At 40.3% G+C, this 21,041-nt stretch carries 19 protein-coding genes; 6 read left to right on the plus strand and 13 right to left on the minus strand.

Annotated elements, in window-relative coordinates:
• Positions 1–28 precede the first annotated feature (28 nt).
• From GJB62_RS18890 to plsY, 3 genes are all read left to right on the plus strand, one after another.
• Complete coding sequence (locus GJB62_RS18890) at positions 29–445, plus strand: DUF3119 family protein (RefSeq protein WP_114082864.1); 417 nt, start codon at positions 29–31, stop codon at positions 443–445.
• Positions 446–582: 137 nt separating this feature from the next.
• Positions 583–1,857 (plus strand): DUF3086 domain-containing protein, encoded by a 1,275-nt coding sequence (locus GJB62_RS18895; protein WP_114082865.1) that lies wholly within the window; start codon positions 583–585, stop codon positions 1,855–1,857.
• Positions 1,858–2,047: 190 nt separating this feature from the next.
• Entirely contained in the window at positions 2,048–2,725 is a 678-nt protein-coding gene (gene plsY, locus GJB62_RS18900) for a glycerol-3-phosphate 1-O-acyltransferase PlsY (protein ID WP_114082866.1), read from the plus strand.
• Positions 2,726–2,778: 53 nt separating this feature from the next.
• Here the strand turns inward: plsY and GJB62_RS18905 are convergent, their stop codons facing one another.
• From GJB62_RS18905 to GJB62_RS18955, 11 genes are all read right to left on the minus strand, one after another.
• Entirely contained in the window at positions 2,779–3,039 is a 261-nt protein-coding gene (locus GJB62_RS18905) for a hypothetical protein (protein ID WP_041566350.1), read from the minus strand.
• A gap of 59 nt (positions 3,040–3,098) precedes the next feature.
• A complete protein-coding gene (locus GJB62_RS18910) occupies positions 3,099–3,338 on the minus strand; it encodes a hypothetical protein (RefSeq protein WP_114082867.1) in 240 nt (79 codons plus the stop codon).
• A 566-nt stretch (positions 3,339–3,904) separates the two neighbouring features.
• Positions 3,905–4,477, minus strand: a complete 573-nt coding sequence (locus GJB62_RS18915; RefSeq protein WP_114082868.1) for a hypothetical protein — start codon at positions 4,475–4,477, stop codon at positions 3,905–3,907.
• Positions 4,478–4,591: 114 nt separating this feature from the next.
• Positions 4,592–6,181, minus strand: coding sequence for a TrbI/VirB10 family protein (locus GJB62_RS18920; RefSeq protein WP_114082869.1), 1,590 nt, complete (start codon positions 6,179–6,181; stop codon positions 4,592–4,594).
• On the minus strand, positions 6,178–6,882 hold the full coding sequence (locus GJB62_RS18925) for a hypothetical protein (protein WP_114082870.1): 705 nt from the start codon (positions 6,880–6,882) through the stop codon (positions 6,178–6,180). Before GJB62_RS18925 ends, GJB62_RS18920 begins: the two co-directional genes overlap by 4 nt.
• A 74-nt stretch (positions 6,883–6,956) precedes the next feature.
• Positions 6,957–7,757 carry a hypothetical protein gene (locus GJB62_RS18930; RefSeq protein WP_114082871.1) on the minus strand — a complete coding sequence of 267 codons (801 nt, stop codon included), beginning with the start codon at positions 7,755–7,757 and terminating at the stop codon, positions 6,957–6,959.
• A gap of 118 nt (positions 7,758–7,875) precedes the next feature.
• Positions 7,876–8,925, minus strand: coding sequence for a hypothetical protein (locus GJB62_RS18935; RefSeq protein ID WP_114082872.1), 1,050 nt, complete (start codon positions 8,923–8,925; stop codon positions 7,876–7,878).
• Positions 8,926–9,000: 75 nt separating this feature from the next.
• Positions 9,001–9,831, minus strand: a complete 831-nt coding sequence (locus GJB62_RS18940; protein WP_114082873.1) for a hypothetical protein — start codon at positions 9,829–9,831, stop codon at positions 9,001–9,003.
• 203 nt (positions 9,832–10,034) lie between these two features.
• A complete protein-coding gene (locus tag GJB62_RS18945) occupies positions 10,035–12,782 on the minus strand; it encodes a hypothetical protein (RefSeq protein WP_114082874.1) in 2,748 nt (915 codons plus the stop codon).
• Complete coding sequence (locus GJB62_RS18950; protein ID WP_114082875.1) at positions 12,730–13,107, minus strand: hypothetical protein; 378 nt, start codon at positions 13,105–13,107, stop codon at positions 12,730–12,732. Before GJB62_RS18950 ends, GJB62_RS18945 begins: the two co-directional genes overlap by 53 nt.
• 14 nt (positions 13,108–13,121) lie before the next feature.
• Positions 13,122–13,742: a hypothetical protein gene (locus GJB62_RS18955; protein WP_114082876.1), complete on the minus strand. Its 621-nt coding sequence runs from the start codon at positions 13,740–13,742 to the stop codon at positions 13,122–13,124.
• Between the two features lie 1,234 nt (positions 13,743–14,976).
• Between GJB62_RS18955 and GJB62_RS18960 the strand changes: the two genes are divergently transcribed.
• Together GJB62_RS18960 and GJB62_RS18965 are read left to right on the plus strand one after the other, a co-directional pair.
• Positions 14,977–15,405 carry a hypothetical protein gene (locus tag GJB62_RS18960; protein ID WP_114082878.1) on the plus strand — a complete coding sequence of 143 codons (429 nt, stop codon included), beginning with the start codon at positions 14,977–14,979 and terminating at the stop codon, positions 15,403–15,405.
• Positions 15,406–15,608: 203 nt separating this feature from the next.
• The gene (locus GJB62_RS18965; protein WP_114082879.1) at positions 15,609–15,842 is read left to right on the plus strand and encodes a DUF3134 domain-containing protein; all 234 of its coding nucleotides are present in this window, start codon (positions 15,609–15,611) and stop codon (positions 15,840–15,842) included.
• Between the two features lie 105 nt (positions 15,843–15,947).
• On the opposite strand, the gene GJB62_RS18970 is transcribed toward GJB62_RS18965, so the two are convergent.
• Complete coding sequence (locus tag GJB62_RS18970; RefSeq protein WP_181852866.1) at positions 15,948–17,240, minus strand: murein transglycosylase A; 1,293 nt, start codon at positions 17,238–17,240, stop codon at positions 15,948–15,950.
• Positions 17,241–17,347: 107 nt separating this feature from the next.
• A complete protein-coding gene (locus tag GJB62_RS18975; protein WP_179074152.1) occupies positions 17,348–18,703 on the minus strand; it encodes a proton extrusion protein PcxA in 1,356 nt (451 codons plus the stop codon).
• Between the two features lie 78 nt (positions 18,704–18,781).
• Here GJB62_RS18975 and GJB62_RS18980 point away from each other — a divergent pair, with 78 nt between their 5' ends.
• Positions 18,782–20,986, plus strand: coding sequence for a recombinase family protein (locus GJB62_RS18980; protein WP_114082881.1), 2,205 nt, complete (start codon positions 18,782–18,784; stop codon positions 20,984–20,986).
• Positions 20,987–21,041 lie beyond the last annotated feature (55 nt).

Here is a 21,041-nt window from a genome sequence, read left to right on the forward strand (position 1 = left end):
TCTACTTCTGACTTCTAAAATAAGAGATATGTTTACTAATAAAGCAGGATTTAAAACTGTGACCAGTTCATTTGCTCCTAACTCCACATCAACTGTGGAACTCAAGCCTAGTTACAATATACCTATAGTATTGGTGATTACCGCTATTCCACTACTGTTGGTACAACCGTGGATAGGCGCTGTTTTCACACTGTTTGGCTTATTTCTCATGTTCCAGGCGTTAACGCTGCGTTTGCAATTTACCGTCACCGACTTAGATATTTACAGAAGTGAAAAATTGATTCGGCGCTTTCCCTACCAAGAATGGCAAAACTGGCGGATATTCTGGAATGGAGTCCCCATTTTGTTTTACTTTAAAGAAATTAAAAGTATTCACTTTTTGCCGATTTTATTTGACCCCAACACCTTGAGAACTTGTTTAGAACAACGTTGTCCGCGTATTTAGTGCTGAGTGCCACAAGTGCTGAGTCATTTTGCTCTCAACTGATAACTCAGCCCTTGTGACTCAGGACTTTTATGGCAGGTTAATTGTAATATTTCTGAAAGCTATTTATTCGCGTCATAGGAATTACACTATTGTTTATGAACCCAGAGGCATCTCAAACCCCAGAACCAATTGATGAGCGGTTGGCAGAAAAAGAAGAGCAAAACAATGCAGTTGAACATCCAGTCAATCCATCTGTTGAGTCAGTGGGAGAAACAGGAGGCGTTAGCTCATCAGAAAACTACGCAACTTTTGAGCCACTCATCTCCAATGCAGAAGTGGTAGATACTACAGTAGAGCTAACAGAAAATTCAAATGGCGAGTTTGTAGCGCAGTCGGAACCAGAAAATACCGCACTGGGGTCAGAAATAGAATCAGAAAATCATTCATTATATGCAGAAACAGAGCAGCGAGTAGCAGAGTTGCAAAACGCTGAAGCAGCCCTCAAGGAAGAAATAGTTAAGCTGCAAGCTTCTTATAAAACCCTTCAGACACAAGTGAGCGAAACTCAAACCTCACTGGGACGAATTGTGCAAGAGTCGTTGGTACAGTTAGAACAACGCAAACAAACCCTACAAATTTCTGTAGAACAACTAGAACGCCGTCAAGAACGTATCCGCAACGAGATGCGAACCACTTTTGCTGGTACATCCCAAGACTTGGCAATTCGGGTGCAGGGTTTTAAAGACTATCTCACGGGTAGCTTACAGGATTTAGCCGTTGCTGCCGAACAGTTGCAACTAACGCCAACAGTGGTGGAACGAGAAAAACCAGCTGTAAAAGAGGCTAAACCTGTTGAATCGCAACCTGGAATACCTCAATTTGCCCAACAGCAGTTTCAAGATACTACAAAGCAAATTCGCCGCCTAATTGACCAATACCGCAATAAACCAGATTATTACGGCCCAGCATGGCAACTACGCCGAACCTTTGAACCAATCCATGCAGAGCGAGTCTCGAATTGGTTTTTTACCCAAGGGGGACGGGGTGGTTTGCGGACAATGGGTAGCCGCTTACAGAATATTCTGATTGCCTCAGCTGCAATTTCGATATTACACAAGCTGTATGGCGATCGCATTCGTACTTTAGTCTTAGCTAATACACCAGAGCGATTAGGTGAATGGCGGCGCGGCTTACAAGACTGTCTGGGAATCGGTCGCCCAGATTTTGGCCCAGACCGGGGTGTAGTATTATTTGAGGCTTCTGATGCTCTCGCTCAAAAAGCAGACCGATTGACGAAAGCCAATCAACTGCCCTTTATTATCATTGACGATTCAGAAGAGCAAATCAGTTTGTCACTGCTGCAATTTCCTCTGTGGTTAGCCTTTGCTCCTGACCCCAAAACCGTGAGAAACTATGATGATGACTTTTAATTAGTCATTAGTCATTGGTCATTGGTCATTGGTCATTGGGCATACCAATTCTATGTGAGACCGAACTTTATTTACGTAGGGGCAATTAATGAATTGCCTCTCTAGTATCTAGTTCTGTGTAATTGCTATAGGTGCATCTTCTTTCAAGAATGGTATTAAGAGATATTTCTCTAGATTTTTAAACTTTATTATGGCTATCTGGTTAAGTCTGTGCGGCGTAATAGTGCTTATAGCTTACCTGCTGGGTTCTTTTCCCACTGGGTATATTGCTGTGAAGCAGTTAAAAGGTATTGATATTCGGGAAGTTGGTTCAGGTTCTACCGGCGCAACTAATGTGCTAAGAACCTTGGGGAAAGGGCCAGGAGCATTCGTTTTAGTACTTGATGCCTTAAAGGGAGTATTAGCGATCGCTCTAGTTTACTGGTTATTCAAGTTTGCCTCTAGTCAAAATTTTATTCCCCCAACGATAGATGCACAACTGTGGCAACCGTGGGTAGTAACCTTAGCTGGGTTAGCTGCAATTCTGGGACATAGTAAATCGATTTTTTTAGGCTTTACTGGTGGTAAATCTGTTGCTATCAGCTTGGGGATTTTATTGGCCATGAGTTGGCAGGTAGGTTTAGCAACAGCCGGTGTGTTTGCCGTTGTTGTGGCGATATCACGGATTGTCTCTTTGAGTTCAATTGTAGGTGCGATCGCTGTTTCCATTTTCATGGTAATTTTGCATCAACCGTTACCCTATATTCTGTTTGGGATTGCCGGTGGATTATATGTAATTTTGCGCCATCGCACTAATATTGAACGACTGTTTGCTGGTACTGAGCCAAAAATTGGGCAAAAGGTAGCGACACCAGAACAAACTGTATAATTTACCAACCGCAAATAGATATATTTTGTCCCCAGCTTCAGCCGGGCTTAAGTTTATGAGTTAACGTTCCCTTTCATTAAACGGTGGATGAGGCGGCAAGGCCAGAAAAAAGCTCCACAGATACTTACTGAAGCGATCGCGGCCACAACTCGCCAAGTCGAATTGGTTCCAGTGGCAGACTCTGAAGGGTGAGCTTGTTGTGTACTTTTAGCTAGTTCTGGCACTGAACGAGATAGCTGGCTGGCTGTACTCACCCCTTCAATTGCGGCTCCAATTAGATAAGCTACTAGGGCGATTACTAGCCAGTGATTCATAATATTCAACTGTTTCAACTCTGAGCGTATGCTTGGCATTAAGCAATCGATTTCTCGCGCTAATGATTGCCGCCTTGCCCGAAGGATAACCGACCTTCAGCCGTATCACGAATGAGAGGCAGTTTAGATTTTATATAAGTATTGAGGCTGCTATCTGCCTGGGCATCAAGAACCTGCTTCGCTTTTAACTGCTGGAGGAGTAATTGTACTAAAGCAGCATCGTCAAAATGGAGCAGGGTGTTGACCTGGGTAGACTCGATTACAGCCCAAAGCTGTTGCATCATTTTCGCTGTTACCATGAGTCTGTAACCTCTTAAGCTTTTCTTTATAATTACACAGATTTTTAATTTGTGCTTGATTTTTATCTGAAGAATTATAAAGATGTCGGCTTAAAATGCTTGAGTAAGTAAGTTGGGCGTAAATAATTGTCGTTGGGATAAGGCAATAGGCAAAAGGTAAAAGGCAATATGTATAAGGGTTTTAGCCTAGTTCATTTTTATTTACATAGTTTGATTTTATTGTGACAACTTGCTTAAGCCAATATGGTTAAGTTATGGCGTTTTTCGATTGATTGAAATACAACCCTTCTCATTCATGATTCTTTACCCTAATGTTGGTGTATAGCGGTTCTCAATTGTATGGAACCCTTGTAGCCTCTCTTTTTTTAGAGTTGCTATTAGCATCTCCAGAAATTAAATATGCGTTACCCAGAAACCTTGTAGAGACGTAGCAATGCTACGTCTCTATTTTTCGGAGATGTCTATTAAAGCAAGAATTTTAGAAAGCCACAATGCAGATATCCGTAAGCATCAGCACTTTTTGTCAAAGCTAAACTTCAGTCGTTGTTGAGTGGTACTTTTGAAGTTTATCGTGGAACTTTCGCACAAGCTCCTTCTTGACCAGAAGGATCGGAAAAAATTGCTAAAGTGTGATATTCAGGATTATCTGTTCCATATATCACTCGGAAAGTATATAACTTATTTCTACCTTGCGCTTCGGTAACAACTGTTAAAAGTGTGTTTTTAGTAAGAGGAAGTCCAGGAATGTTCAGCTTTTTAATTCGTCTGAGTTGAATTACATTTGCTGCGGAGTTTTTACAATCTCCTATATTAGTATTAGCTTGTTGACCAAACTGCATACATACAGGGCCATCAAAATCTAGAGTTACCTGTGATGGATCGTTTAACCAAACTTTTTTAATTACTTCTCCAGATGGAAGAAAACTTAAGTTTGTTCCTTGTTGATACCAAATCTTGATTGTAGGTATTAGTCCACCTAAACCCTGCGCTTGACAGGAAAAGATGGAACGCAGAACAGCATTATTAGCACCAGCACGTCCTACCAACAATAACATAGCAACCGAGAAAATTAAGGAAGCTAGAGGTAGGAAATAAGAATTATGTGAGCTATTTCCTGACAAGTTAGTATTCTTTTTCATGGTTGCAAATTAGGAGATTGATAGAACAGGTAAAAATAGGGAAGATGGCAAGAAAACTAATTACTTAATTACCATTACCCAATGCAAATTTAAAATTGGTATCAATCCTACCTCTTAAAACTGGGTTACTTGATTAACGTATATTTCAATATTTGTACCAGCTGGCAAAAACCAAATATTCGTTTGCTGGGACATTTGGGCGATCGCCTGTTGATTACGTTGGGCAATTTGGGGGACTACAGAGTTCAAACCACCTTCCACAACCCCGGCTGCAATATCGCGTCTGTTTTTAGTGACAGTAGTAAGAGTAGTGCTACTACTGGTATTGCCGTCAACGGTAGTTTGTGAAGTAAGTGGTTGGAGTTCAGTATCACTACGATTTATTAACTCTGCTGCTTTCCCAATACCTCCCAAAACGAATAGTCCTAAATCCATCGATGCTATGGACGAACCTTGACTGGGAAATTTATTTGCGATTAAAGGTTTACCTTGGGTAGCGCGAATAATAATTGCATTGTTAGGTAAGCTTCGTTCTATCGGATTGCCATCATTTTGCGAGACAACTTTGACTACGTTCATCTGCAAAAGACCTTGTTCGGAGAGGGAGCTAATTTCAGCTAGGAATTCGGTATTTGCAGGTAGAGCGATCGCACCATCGGTAGATTTTAGGGGTTCTTTTAATCGGATCACAAATACGTTTTTCTGTTCACCTGTATCACCACCGCCACCGTTTGACTTGGTAGTTTCCCCAAATATTGCCGTCGCCAACACAGCTTTGGCACTACTTCCTACTGCTACAGATTTTTGTCCCTGCTGTTGCGCTTGACTGACTAGAGGAGCAGGAGTTTGCTGTTGTGGAGTTTGCTCAGGATTGGGGTTTGGTGTTTGTTGCTGCGGCTGTGGATTGTTTGGAGGTTCAGAAGCAGCTACCGTGTTATTAGGTTGATCGTTGGCATTTACTTGACCGTAGCTACCTAACTTTGATAATTTTGTCCACTCTTCAAATGGGTTTGGTGGAGCTGGTGGAGTGATATTAACTACGGGTTGAGTATTTGGCTTCACAACTGGCAGTTGAGAAGCAGGTACTTTAACAATGCGCTCAACTGTCACTGTTCGAGGTGCGTAAGCTATTGGTGGGGGTGTTGGGATCACTTTCTGTGTACCTCTAGAAGAAATTGATGGTTCTCGTAAGGCTACTTTAGGCGTTGATTTGGCAATTCTGAGTTGTTGTTGGGCGGCTCTTACCAACTGTGCTTGTTCAGTCAGGGCTAATTTCGTTTTCAGAGTATCTACTTCGATTGCTAGCTGTTGAGAGGTCGATTCATTAATTGGTTGCTCACGCACCGGTGGGGAAACAATATTTTTTGGCTTCTGATTGCTAGTACCCATCAACTGGGACAAAAACACACCACCCACCAAAACGATCGCTAAAGTAGCAGCCCCTACCAAGCCTAATTTTGCAAAGGGATTAGATGAGAGGGGTTGCTTAGTCTGGACTTCTTGTGGTTGATAAGGAGACTCTTGCGGGATTACAGAGTCTTCCGATGTTTGAGGATCTCCAGAAAAAGATTCTTCTTCTAAGCCAACCAACTTTGAGATCCGTGATTCCCAATCAAAAGATTCTACTTCTGGTTGGCGATCGTCGGTAGTTAGAGCAAATCCATTTTGAGGAGGCGTTTGGGCAGGAATTGAGTATCGAGTCATGGTAAAGCTTGGTTGGGATTTCCAGAACAATTTTTATCTTGGATTTCACAGACATTATAAATTTCTAATCTGGCTTCACCAAGGCGGTAAGCTGCGAAGTGCGTCGGTAGTGGCGCATTTGGTAGTGAAGTTGCTGGTTCATCTATTGCTCTAACTAAAATTTGTTTATTAAACGAAACTGATTTTCCCAACCTATCATAACCGCTAAAAATTAATTGATTGGCAAACATCTCTACTTTCCAGTTTCCCTTACTGATTTCTGTTGGTTGAGAAATTTTTTGGATTACTAATACATTCTCACTTCCTCTACTAACATTTTCAAATTGACTATCTGGATTTAAATTAGTAATTTCTGATTTAAGTTTTTGTTTAAAATCATCAGCTACCAGTTGAGAAGTAATTTCCCAGACCTGTGTAGGTGGCTGTTGTTGTGACCAGTTAAGCATTAAGCTCATCGTTTCAGCCACAAAGCGCCGAATAGCCTCTGGCTGTCGCTCTAAATTTGGTTGAGCGTCTACTGTTATAGTGCGGCCATCAACAAGTTGTACCAAACTTTGAGGTGTAAGTTGCCGACTTAACTGTTGTAACATAGACCCATGAAATATTAGTAAAAGCAAGGTTAATACATGTAAACCAAATGTTCCTACTGCCAAGAGTGGTAATGGGCTATTTCTCTTATTTTCTGGTTTAAGTAATTGCATTAATAATTGATTATATAAATTGAACTATGAGTCGGTGAATTAAAAATTTCTTATTTTATAAAGCTATCAGAGGTTTATCCAGCCCTGCATTGCTTTAAATTATCTTCATTAAGGTTGTTATACCCATCTAGCAAACATAAATTACGAATTTCATAAATTTCTAGTTTATCAGTGCGGACACTATAAATTGCTTTTTGCAAGTCTGTGACGTTGTTGGCTTGGGGATTACCAAAATAATCTACTGCACGGACAAGTAAATCTTTGTTAAAAGGAGTGACGATTTTTTCACCACCAACTCGATTCTTTTGAATTAAGTCGGCTACCATCCCCACTCGCCACTTACCTGGTGCAATTTGTTTTGGTGGATACACTCGCTTAATAATTAATTGTGATGTCATAACTTGGTTAGGATTTTCCGAGAAAACTTCTGGCGGGGTCATTTCTGCAACTGTGCTTAAGAAACCTTTGCGAAAGTCTTCTGATAAGGCAAAACTTGCTATCCAAGTGCTAGTACTAATTTTTTGGCTACTACCTTGGGGTGTTCTAATTAGAATTCCTAAATCTGATTTAGGATTTGCAACTTCTTCGATATTTTGTGGTGGTAAGGTTCCCGACCAGGTAAACATTGATATCATCGTTTTGCTGATGAATCGGCGAATTGCTTCTGGTTCTCTTGCTAAATCATCAATATTGCCTACTGGTTTACCATCTATTAATTGCACAAAGTTGGGAGGTTTTCTCAGACTAAGTTGGCGAATATTTAGCCCTTGGAATATGAATAAAAGTAAAACTAATACATGTAAACTGAAGGACGCGATCGCAAAAATTGTTAAAACACTTCCCGTTCTTTGTCTTTTTTCTAGTAGACGCACCATTTATTCATCTCCTCCTGCAAAAAACTTCAGCCATTATATATGATGATTTGCGTATAGTCGGCAGTCAGGAAAATAGCCAATATTTATAATAGATTATTCTTTGGAAATTTTGAGTTACTTATATCCTCTCCTTCACTAAAGAAGCCGTATTGCTAATAGCACTGAAGACTGCAAAACCGCCAGCCGCAGCTACAAGTAACGATAAAAGTGGTGCTAAAATTCCTAGAAAAATAATGAACCACATTAAATCTGGATCAACATTAGCATCTTGACCTGGCCCATTGACAATAACTGTGGCAGTCAGTACCGCAATAATATTGAATGAAATCTTGGCGATTCCAATAGATAAAAATCCAGTCAGCCATGCGAAGATTGGTTTCCCCGCTACAGGTAGTAAAGACCCACCTACAGCTATTGGGCCTAATGCTGCTATCAGCAACATCGTAGCTTCTATCAAATTTTGAAAGGCATATTGTAACGAGACTAAAAAGTTTTTGATACTCGTTTGGACTGTAGAACCTAATAAAGAATTAAATGAGGTTTCTGATACAATGCCAGTGCCATATCTAATATTATCTACCTTCGTTTGTAGTCTAATTATCCAATTTTTATTTCCATATATATCTCTATATTTTTGCCAAAGAATGTTAACTTTTTCGGCAGCTTTGACAAAGCATTGACTTTGTTGTTCGCCAGTCAGTGATTGACATGGACGCAGCAAAGAACCAGCTACTTCTTCGGCAACACTCATATTCAGTGCTTGCTGGTACATTTTGTCTGCATCTGCTGATACCACGACTTGCTGATTCACAGTGTTCAGAAAATTCCGCACTCCTAGTGTCAGATTAGAAAGAATACTTCCATTGGCTGAATTACTTAAGAGAATCACCACAATAAAAGGCCAAATTAAAGCTGATATGGGACGGGTATATTCATAGGATAGTAAGTCTTTGAGGAATTGTATCATGAAAAACAACAGGGTTCCTACCGCAAAAAAAATACCCAGATTTGTCAGCGCTCCATACAAGTTATTACTGGTGTTATTTTGTAATAAATCTAGCCATTGCTTATCCCAACCTTCGGCAATACTTTGAGAGGTTGCGGCACCATTATCAAGAATCTCATCAATGCCTACTTGGGCAAAAATTTGTTGAATAGCAAGTTGCATGTTCAGTTAACTAACTGTCTTTTAAAAAAAGTATTTTCTAGAATCAGAAGAATTGAGATTTCTCAATTTTAAATTTCAATTATTAAGCTTTCTGCCAAACAAATCTAGTTGAGAAGTTGCTCGCAAAAGTCGTGCGGCTTCTGTAGAAGTTTCTACTCTCCGAGCGCGATTTGCTTCTTCTGACTGCTGAGAAATATTTGCCAAGTTTAAATTTGAGTATTGCAAAGACTGATTATTTTGTAATGTCTGAGCAAATGTTTCAGCTACAATTTTCGATTGTTCCTGTTGGATTTTAATGGTTTCTTGGTTGGTAGTTAACAATGCTAATAAGCCCTGACCTAGTAAGTTATCGGCAATACTTATAACCTGTTTAGCAGCTGTATCAATACCAGTACTCTCTAATTTATTCTTAAAGCTATTAATCTGATTATCGGCATCATTTGACCCGGCAATATCTTGCAGACTTCTCTCTGTATTTTCTAACTTTGATTTTGTCCGAATTTGTCCCTTTTCACCAAGAATACCTACCGCTACTCCACGGGTAATTACACGATTGAGTTCATTACTAATTAAATTTCCCCGCACTGCTGAATTATTCTCAAAGCGACCCGCTCTTGAGTCGGAATTAGAAGAGTAGAGAATCAAATTATCACGAACTCTTTGCCCAGCGATAACAGGGTTAGGTATATTCAATTCTCCTCTGGCATTACTCAGAGCATTTTGACTCTGTACTTCTACAGGCTTTAAGTTGTCGCTCAGATTATATTGAAGGTAGTTTTGCAAATCTGTGGAATATGATTGAAAATCAGTCCAAACCTGGCCTAATGCGCCCGTCTGAATTTGTGCCATTGCTGGTAGGATTGCCAAAGATAGCAATGTCAAAGTAAAAATGGTAGTTTTTCTCATATTTCTGTACCTCAAAAAGGTAGATGCAATTAAGTTTGCTGTAAGTATGATTTAGAGATTTACAAGAAAGTTGCAAAACAAAATTAAATTATTGTGGGTTAGGCAATATGAGCGCCCTAACTAAGTTAAATGTGAAACTACATATTTGTGTCTTGTCTGCCTTTGCTTACGGGCGACCGAGATGTCCATGATAAACTCCACGATTAACTACTACGTAAAGTAGCCACTAACTGACGTGCAAATGCAGAAATTGCTTCATATTTATTGTTGTGGAGTTGCATCATTTTACTCCGGGCAGTTTGTTCAGAGGGGTTATTAGCAACTGCTGCCAATTGTTCATAACCTGGATAATAACGACAGAATGTATAAATACCGTTATCATCTAATAGCCATTGGCTATAGACACCTTCTTTGCGGGGAAAAAAGCTTTCTGAAGCATTACGAGAAATAATGTTGCGAGGATATTTTAAGATATCTGCAAAACTATCCACTGCAACTGGCTGAATCCGGCCAATCAATCGTGTTGTCAAGTTTTGCAAAATTTTAGATGCAGCTTTAGATTTGGCAATGGTATCAGGATCTTGTCCCGATAAGATGACTCTGATACCGGCTTTAGCACCGTTCGCACAAATTCTGCCAACTAAGTCAGAGATTTGCTCGAATTCAAATAAAATTGGTGCTTCGTCAATAAAGAATATAGAAGCTGGACTACTTAATGCGCGTCGTAATGCTGCTGAATATGCACTCAAGGATAGTACGGCTGCATCTTCACTATCTGATAAGTTTCTGAGAGCAAAAACTAACAGTTGTGCATCAGTAGGAAAGCTAGATGGTGCAGAAATAGCTTGTCCCACCCGACTAGAGAGCCAAAATCGCAAGCGTAACTGAATTTGACTCAGAGCGTCTTCTACTCTGCCACTTAAAGAATCTAGCTGCAAGTATTCTGGTGAGCAAAAATAGAGAAAATCTTTCAAGGTAGGGGTTTTCTGCCAAGCCAGAGTGCCGAATCCTCCCATCATCGCCTGTCGATATCGCTCTTTGATGCCCTCATCTGTAAAGAAGGCTTCTAAAGCTAGGTTGAGCAGCGATCGCACTGTTTGCGATAAAATTTGACTTTCAGTGGAAGATCCTAAAACCATTGTCATTAAAGCTGATTCTAGGAAGGCGGTATAATCGTTAAAGCGATCGCGCTGTTGTTCTGGTTCTAGCGATCGCAAATCTGGCTGTTCAAATAAGTTATTTGATTGTTTGGAGATATCAAAATAGGCTCCATTCCCCTCCATAAACTCTGTATAGTCTGTGAAAGTTGATGTGCCATCAGGTTTAGGGAAATCTAACGCCACTACAGGAATGCCATGCGCCAAAGCTTGAGTTAAAATCCCTGATACTAATACAGATTTACCAGCACGAGTTGTCGCAAACAAAGCTAAATTTTTGTGTTGATTAAACAAATCTAAATGTACGGGTGTTCCACCTTCTTCGGCAATCAATTCAAAGCCTTCTTTGTCACCCCGTTTAGTTAAAACTAAAGGCATTAATCCGGGAACTTCACTGGTTAAATATAGCTGACGACGGTTAAAGGGTGTTGCTAATAAACCTTCCCAAACTATCGGTAGAGTTTGCAGCCAAATTTTCCAGGCATATTCAGTTTCCCTAATTACCCTTGCTGGACGTTGAAAACAGTTTTCAATATACCTTGTTGCCTCATCTAATTTTTCAACAGTTGGACGATGTACCAAAATAGCGATACTCGTATAAATCGGAACTGCACCTTCAAATAATTGTTCTTGCGCCGCTACCGATTTCTTCAGCTTCAATTGAGCGTTTACATCAATGGTTTTACTTTTTTCTTGAGCCATGATTGTCGTCATGTTTGACTGCTTCAGGACTCGTTGCAAAGTCGTTTTTACCATTGCTGGATTTGCGGCAGTCAACTCACAAAAAATCTCTGTATCTACTACTCGTTCTCTAGCCAACAGTTCCCATAAATATCGCAGTTGGGAAGATTTATTTGGCCAACCTCCGGGTTTTTCGAGAAATGACAGTGCGCCAATATAACGATTGTTAACATTAACCCAACGGCGATCGGCACAAGGTACGCTAGACTCCATCAGCAAAGTTGTGCCGTGGATATTGTCTATCAGCAATTTAGTACTAGCTAAATCTGAATTAGCTTGCTCATGCAGTCCTTGTTCATCTAATGTCATCAACTGAGGAATCTCTATTGCCTCTGTATCATTAAACCTTTTCCAGACCTCTTTCCAGAGTTCATCTGCTGTCAAAGGTTTGATATCCAATCCCATTTGATTAGATAAAATCTGTTCCCAACGCAGAAAACCCTGCTTGTAAGCATTTGTGATTAGGGTTTCGATGCGTTGATTTTCTACTTCTGAGAGTTCACCTTTGAATTTCAACCACCATGATTCAGCTTTGATTAAAAGCTTCTCTATCCAATCATCTGCATGTTGTGAGTTAGATTCAATGGTGTAAGTGACATAAATCCGCAAAAATTTTGGCTTTCTAACACCAGAAACAGTCAGTTCTTTGACTCTGGCTCTTTCTGCCATCAACAAGTATTTGATATCTCGTGATGGCGCATTTTTGATTAGTGATGCTAATTCTTTTTGGCGATCTTTGTCGGAACTAAAAGATCCCAAATGCAGCGTCATTCTTTCACCGCTAGGGATATCTTTTAATCCAGCTTCAATGTTATTAAAAAGTGTATCGATTTGTTCGGGTCTTAAAGTAGTATGAATTCCCTTACAGTCAAAACCAAAAACAAAGCAAAACCGATCTTTTTGAGTGCCTTTTGCCAAAAGGTACGCGCCAATATCGCGTCCATTCAAGGCGACACGTAGCATTGTCGCCAAGTGTAAGGCATCTTCAAATGGTGTTAATCTACTTTCGTTTCCGGCTATGCCGACGCTTTGTTTTCCGATTTTTTGCTTCATGGTTAACTTCCAGTAAGCTTTGATAACGAGCAAAGCCTCTTGTCCAAGCGGGAACGCCAATAAATTTACTTAAAAAACTCCAACTCCTACCACCAGTTAAGATCCACCAGGTTCCTATTCCCCAACCAGTCATTAGTACTGTCCACAACCATTTTTGAAACTCTTCTTGGAAAAGACCCCCAAAAATTCCATTGATAATAAAGTAGGAGGCTAAGGCAATCACCGTCCAAGGAAGAATTTGATCGGCAGGGATGGGCCCTAGAGAAGGTTGGCTTCCCAGAACCTGATTAACTGGACGAAATTCTTGTTCCCGCTCTTGAGACATTTGAAATATCTGAATTATTTACTGCTATCGCCAATTACAAAGCGTGTGAGTACATCAGCAATAGTAACAGCAACAACGACTAATAGGGGAGTTCTGGCTATGCTTTGCCAATCTTCATCTTTACGCACTGCGTTGATCACACCAACCAGGGAGATTGCAATATATAGTAAGTAAATCGCCCGCAACACATTAAATATCAAACTTACAGCTGTGTTGCTACCACCACTATTGGTTGTTGAACCATCACTTAAGGTTTTTTTGAAAAACTTTTCAGCTTCCCCGAAAAACTGTGCTTGTGCGGGGCCGGCAAAACAGTCTAACCAATAAAAACTCAGGATGACGGCTGCTGCTAGAATTTGCAATAATATTAGCGATCGCTTTGGTAAATTTACCTGCTGCCCAATTTGCTGGGTGATGACTGCAATTAAACTACCAACGAGTAAACAAAAGAGCAGGATAGGACTTTTTAGACTGATAACGCTTATAAGTACAGCACAAGCAATCAAAAAAGGAACAGATTCCACCAAAATAATCAAGCTGGATTCCAGTCCCAGTCTTAACTTATGAGATCCTTTGACTGCGCTACCAGTTAAAGCTTTGAAAAAGTTTCTCTTGTGAGAACTTTGTCTAGACATTTGCTAATTTTCCTATGGTGTACTTGAGTGTTGGTTGTCTAAAATTTTACGCTTACTTAGAACTTAACATGATTGAACATTCATTTGTAATAAAATTATGAAGTTCGTAGTAAAGTCTTACATTATATACAAACTATTATTAATTTAAATTAATAAAATATTAATTTTAGTTTAATAAGGTAAGTATGCGTGGTTTGAGAAACTAGGTTTCAAGCTTTAAACCATAACTGCCATAGTTCTCCTAAACTCTTTCTATCTCAGTGCTTTTGCCTCAATTAGAAGCTGGGGAATTCAGTAGAAACGCGAGCCAATACTTGAACGCGTAGTTACAAGTTCTATAGAAAACATTTTATTCCTCCAAGTAACCGTTTTGTGAGGTGTTATCTTTTTCTTGTATAGTACAATCTACGACATACTTGTTACAAGTTGAGTAAGTTTGCAACGTAGTGGCTACAGTATCCCACTGGTAAAAGATGGAAATACTTTTGCAGATTATGTTATACCACTAATTTTCTCAGCTATTGCCAACCCACTCAATGGGTTCAGTAACAGTCCTGTAAATAATTTATTCGGATTCTTAGAGGTTGTTTGAAAAGTGTTTCGCTCTGACTTTAGGCACTTTAGATCCCCCCTAACCCCCCTTAAAAAAGGGGGAACCGGAATCAAAGTCCCCCTTTTGAAGGAGAGCCACTGCGGTCTTGGGGTCTCCCCAAGTAGAGCAAGTGGCGTGGATTTGGGGGGATCTAAAATTTTTGATACCGACAAGAGGACTTTTCAAACATCCTCTTTAGATGAGATGATGCGATCGCACTAACTATTCATCTTCTATGTCTTCAATTATCTAAAAATCGGAATTGAATACAACTTAATGCTGTTGTTGACCTTGCATCTATGGGTCAGACATAGTTGAAAAAAGTTCAACCGTTAACTATGTTATGATAAAATAGTTGAGAAATATTTTCGGTCATGTAACTGACTATGTAGACACCTCTCCGAATCTAAATCTCCACAAACTTTGCTTCTGGAGGTGTTTTTTGTCAGTTTATATTGCAAATTTATCATTTAAAGATGAGAGTCTTTAAGGATTGCAAAAATTGAAATTTTTAGTGAGTAGAACTGTATTGCAATACCTGGCCTGAAACTAATACCTCTCACTTTCAAAAAATATGCTAAAAAGAACGGACAAGTTTAGTGTGTCACAAACCCAGAGAACATACGGATAGTACTTAAACTTATGCCAACGGATATAATTACCCGTCCTGAGTCACTCACAGAAGATTGTTTCTTTACTTACGCCCTTGGGACTGATTTGCACGATACTAATTCCACAGCCAAATATTTACGCAGAATCAGAAAAGAAGATAAACCTTATATCGATATAGCCGTTTCTCCCAGACCTGGCTATCGGTTTGAGGTTTGTCTTATCCCTGTTGAAGGGTTCGCTCAAGAAACAATCTTAACAAAAGATGGGTTTGCCAAAGCTTTAGCGATTATTTGTGCTGTATCTAACAAAGCTAGAAAGCGATTTCCTTCAGGAAATGGACAAGAGATTGTCCGGTGTCAATTTAGCAATTTAGCTGATGCAGTCGCTGTAGCGAACAGATTGTCTGCATTACCCTCTGATATGTATGAAACTCTCGGCAAGCTACCAAATGCTTTGTGAGATTGTGTCTGCTTTAAGATTTATGATTAAGGCGGACGCAAAGACATTTTAATGGTAAGTAAGTAGACGGACAAGAGAATAAAAAACTCAATAGTTCATATTTTATTTGTTCATAAAAGTCTTGCCTAACGAGCCTTTTAACCTTAAATGTACAATTTTTTTGTTTTTGTACAGCGATCCATAATTCAAAGTGAGTCTTTTTTATGCCTATCAGTCCTTTGCGTGAAGAACCTCGTAACCAACGAGCGCCTGTAATTCGTACAAGTAATGAATTTATTCTTTTGGAATGGCTAAAGTCAACTGGTCGTCTAATCGAGCGTGAACATCAAGAATCTGAGTATCTAAATGAAGTAGAAGAAATTTCAGAAATGATCGACCTTGATGATATCCCTTACGATCATGACGATGATGATGGTGATATGGATATAGAAGCGTAATCCATAATTCGTAATTACCCCAAGCGTTTCATTAATGCCGAAAGGCTAAGAATCCCGGCTTTTTTTAGAGAAGTCGGGATTCTTAGTATGAAAATGCGAGTGGGTTTAATTCTTGGACTTGAGTAGTAAATAAAATAATTGTCCATTACTGACTGTCACACCTGCGCGATCGCCTGCTAATTTACCAGTACCTAAAAAATAATCTACCCTACCTGCACCTTTAATTGCGCCGCCAGTATCTTGGTCAAGAACATAGCGGCTAATGATACGCTCCTCCAGTTTTCCGGTAGGATTAGCGAAAGGAATAGAAGCGCGAATCAACGCTAAAGCACCAGGAGGCATGAGAGATTTATCTGTAGCGATGGAACGCTCTGCTGTTAGGGGTACGTTGATCGAACCTTGAGCTGGTTCACCGTGATTTTCTTGAAAAAAAACAAAACTGCGATCGCGCGGAATATAAATATTTAATTCTTGGGGATGCTTTTGAAAATAGTCGAGAATGATTGGCATAGTCATCCCTTCTAACGGTAATTTGCCATCATTCGCTAATTCTCGCCCAATGCTTTTGTAGTTATAAGCATTATTACCAGCATAGCCGATTGTTGTCTGAGTCCCATCGGGAAGCTGAAGTCGTGCTGAACCTTGAATTTGAGCTAAATAGGGTTCGAGGCGATCGCGAAACCAAAACAACTCTAATCCTCGTAATTTCCCTTTTGCGCCTTGTAAACCATCTGCTCCTTCTAACTCCTCTCGTGTCGGATGCGGCTTAGGCCAAGAGTTTAAATCAGGAGGTAATCGATAAACAGGATAGCGATATTCTGGAGTGGGGACGCGACTGGCTGCGTAAATCGGTTCATAATAGGCGGTGAATAAAACAGAACCTTGGTTATCTTTACCGACTGACTGGTAAAGAACAAATTCTCGCTCGATGGCTTGATGTAATTCTGTTGCAGAATTAGTTGTCAAGACGAGTTCGCGGAATCTTTTCAAGCTTTTGAAGACGCGATCGCGTGTAATTCCAGTTACCTGGTAGTTCTGATAAGCAGTCGCAGCGTTAGCCGTTTGCAAGTATTGGAGACTCCGAGCGATCGCACTCAATAGCGCCTTTTTATCTGGTATTTCTCCATAGAGAAGTTCATCCAAGCAAGATGTATCACCTTGACAACAAGTAACTGGTAGCCTTTGGATTAATGGTGCTTTTTGCTTTTGTGGAAGTCCATTTTGGTTTTCATCAGTCAAGGAAACTGGTATATCCCACTTTTTCAACCGACATTCTGACGGACTGAGTTCTTGATGCGCCAAAGATTGAATCCGCACTAGAAAAATCGACAAAACCACAGGTAAGCCAATAGCGATAAATTTGCTAAACTTTCCTAACTCAGCAAGTGTCTTTTTCATCAAAATTCAAAATTTTTGAGATTATCCCACTTCGCTCAAATTCAAAAACCAAATAATTTAGTTCCCAATTTCCAATTCCCAATTTTCAATTCCCAATTCCCAATCCCTTATTCATTCATATTACGATAAGTCGCAACTGCCGAAGGCGATATCCGGTTTAAATATCGGAATATCCAATATTTAAAAATGGTATCTAAAATCACTGGGAATGTAGCAATAAATAAGAAAATAAAATCTCGATTTGCTGGTAATCCCCAATGACGCGATACACCTTCTAGGAGTACTTCCCAACCATGAGGAGAGTGGAAACCTACAAATATATCAGTAAACAAAATGATGATAAATGCCTTGGCACTATCACTAAGTCCATAGACAATATTATCAAAGAAATCTTTGACTACAGCAATAGAAGACTTGCTAACAAGCAAAAGCCAGATAAAAGCACCAACCGAGAACATATCTGCAAAAACATTTTTGATCGCATTAGAGCTTTCGTGACGAAATTCTTCAGCAAGCTCTACAGCCTTGTCTGTCATTTTAGCTTCCATCTGTTCAGGCGAAAGTGGAGGAGCATTTATAATGAGATTTTCAAACTTGAGCTTTTCTTCAAATCTTTCTAATTTTTCAAGAGCTTCCTCTTCCATTTCTGAGTTGATAAATATCTGCATCTGATCGCTACTTCTAAAATGCTCAACAGATGGCCCAACGACAAAAGCTTTTGCTATCTGATGCGTCAAAAGTGGTATGATAATTAATAGTAAAATAAACCTGATAGATATTATTGTTCTTCTTTGAGTTTGACGAAAATTCTGAATTACTTCTTTTTCAGAATTAGGATCTAATTCAACTTGCAGACGAGTGATAGTACTTAAAATAGAACGGGGTAGAACGCCTGTGGTATCTACTTTACCCTTGGGTTTTTGTTTTTTATCCGAGTCCTGAGTTGGTATTTTGGGTGGTAACGTTGGAGTATTGACGGGCAGCAATTTATCATCAGATATGGCAGAGTTAATTGGTAGATTTGGAGGTTTGACTGCTAAAGCATTAGAAGTTATTTGATCGGAACTTATGGTGTATTTAGATATAACTTGATCGATAAAGTTTAGCTTTTCCAAAACCAAAGAAGGACTGGGATGTTCTATACCTGCTTTCTGAGCAGCTTTTTGATTCTCTTCATTTAGAAACCAACGGCTTGCTCTAAACTCTGTCAGCCGCATCTTAGCAATTTTTAAAAGCTTGTTGAGGTCTGACTCAAAATAATCCATCACGCTGTTACTATACGTGGCTGAACCAATGTCTATTTTATTACCACTGAAATGCTTATCTTCTATTTCCTTAATCTTTAATGCTGCATCGTAAGCTTCATGTAAAGAACGTTCAGGAGTCTGTAAGTACCATCGATAAGCAGCAAGTAAAAAAGAATAGATTTTTTGGCTAAAAACAGAATTTTTCATTGGAAACAATCATCCAGCATTATTTGGTGATTCTTAACCTTAAGTTAACCCACGAGGTATATTAGCAAATCTACAAGGAGAAAGTTTGTGGTTTCTCATTCGGTTTGGATTGTTGGCACTAGTCGCACTGGGAAGACGGCTCGCTTGGTAGAGCAATTTTGTAGTTGGGTACAACCTGAGAAGCAGCATACCGAATTATTTTATACTAATAAGGAAGCACGTAAAAAAGGCGTTCGCATACCTGAATTTTTATATCTTAAACAAACAGAGCCAGGAGTTTTAGTCTTAGCTGCTAATGATGATAATCGCCGAGAGTTGGGGGATATCATTGTTACATCCACATTAGGGAAATATCCGGTACGTGCCAAGACACCGCTAGGCTTTTTCCAGGATGAAGTTATTTTATTTTGGCCGTTGCTAATTAACTCATTGAACCTGAAGGCCCAGTTTCCGGTAAGGTTGCGACCAGAAACGGAACAAGAGTTAGCAACCAAACTTTGGCGTTCCCAACTAGACGAAGAAATTTTACGAGTTGCGGGAGTGAATGAGTCGCGCTTGGTGCGTCGCATTTTAGACTTATTGCAATTAGCTGCTTACAGTGGTGTACATTGCGAAGATATTGCCCAGATTTTGACAAGGGGTCTGGGGGAAAACACTACAACTTTAGAGCCGGAATTTTTGGCATCTTTGCTCATTGATTGGCGTAACTGGTGTTTAGAGAGGGGGTTACTAACTTATGGCATTATTACCGAACTCTATAGTCAATATTTATTAAGCGATCGCAACTACCAACAGCACCTAACTAAACGCTATCAAGCAGTATTGGCAGATGATGTTGACGATTATCCTAGCGTAGCGCGTCTTTTGTTTGAATTGCTATTAGATCGAGGCGCGATCGGCGCGTTTAGCTATAATCCTGACGGTGCAGTGCGATTGGGATTGGGAGCAGATCCCAAATATCTAGAAGGGTTAGCAAAGCGTTGTCGGGTAGAAATCTTAAGCGAGCCGCCTCCAGAGTCTCTGGGAGAGCAAGCTAAACAGATGGTGGAATTAGTCACAGAACCAATGGTGTTGGTGAGTTTACCTGAGATTGTGCATTCCATTCAAACTACCTCCCGCGCTCAATTATTGCGCCAAACAGCAGAGGTAATTGCTGAAGCTATCCAATCGCAGCAAGTACAAGCAGAAGAAGTAGCGATTATTGCACCAGGTTTAGATGCGATCGCTCGTTATACTCTAGTAGAAATCCTCGTCAAGCAAAACATCCAGGTAGAATCGCTCAATGACCAACGTCCCCTAATTAGTTCACCCGTCATTCGCGCCTTACTCACCATGCTGGCACTAGTTTATCCCGGCTTGGGTCGCCTCGTGGATCGGGATGCCGTGGCAGAAATGCTAGTTGTATTGAGCAGGAAACAACAACCACCAGAAAACTCCTCACTCCTCACTCCTCACTCAGCACTCACAACTCAGCACTCACAACTCAGCACTCACATTGATCCGGTACGCGCTGGTTTGATAGCAGATTACTGCTTTGTACCTCATCCTGATCGCCCCAACTTGCTACCAGTGTCAGCCTTCGAGCGCTGGGATAGAATCGGCTATGCGGCTACTACAGCCTATAATGAGATATTGGAGTGGTTAGAACAGCAGCGATCGCAACAAGAACTGCGGTTAATTCCCAGTCCCATTTCCCTCTTAGACAGAGCAATTCAGCGCTTCTTGTGGAATGGTAGCAATCTCCCCTACGAACAACTAGCAGCATTGCGGGAATTATTAGAAACCGCCCAACACTACTGGGAAATTGACACCAGGTTACGACAAATTGCCCCAGTTGAGACAACGCCTCACACAACTATTATCGAATTCATTCAATTACTGCGACGTGGTACAATCACCGCCAACCCTTATCCTGTACGCCCTATTGGTGGAGCGAGAAAGGCCGTCACCTTAGCAACTATATTTCAATATCGGTCTAGCAGGCGATCGCACCGTTGGCATTTTTGGCTGGATGCTGGTTCACCTCTTTGGGCCAAAGGTGGCGCAGCGACGTTATTTGGTGCGCCCTTTTTCTTGCAAGACAGGTTAGGTGAACCTTGGACAGCAGAAGATGAAAAATTGGCAGAAGAAGAACGACTGCGGAGGATTTTGACAGATTTACTATCTCGCGTGTCCGAGAGAGTTTATTTGTGTCACAGCGATTTAGCCGTAAATGGACAAGAACAATTAGGGCCGCTGTTACCTTTGGTGAATGCTTGTGTAACAGTTATTTCTGAGGCTACTGCCAAGTAAGGCTCAGATCACCGACTTCTTTAAGAACTCAGGGATCTTGTTGTAATATATCTGT

Source organism: Nostoc sp. ATCC 53789, assembly GCF_009873495.1.
GTDB classification, from domain to species: domain Bacteria; phylum Cyanobacteriota; class Cyanobacteriia; order Cyanobacteriales; family Nostocaceae; genus Nostoc; species Nostoc muscorum_A.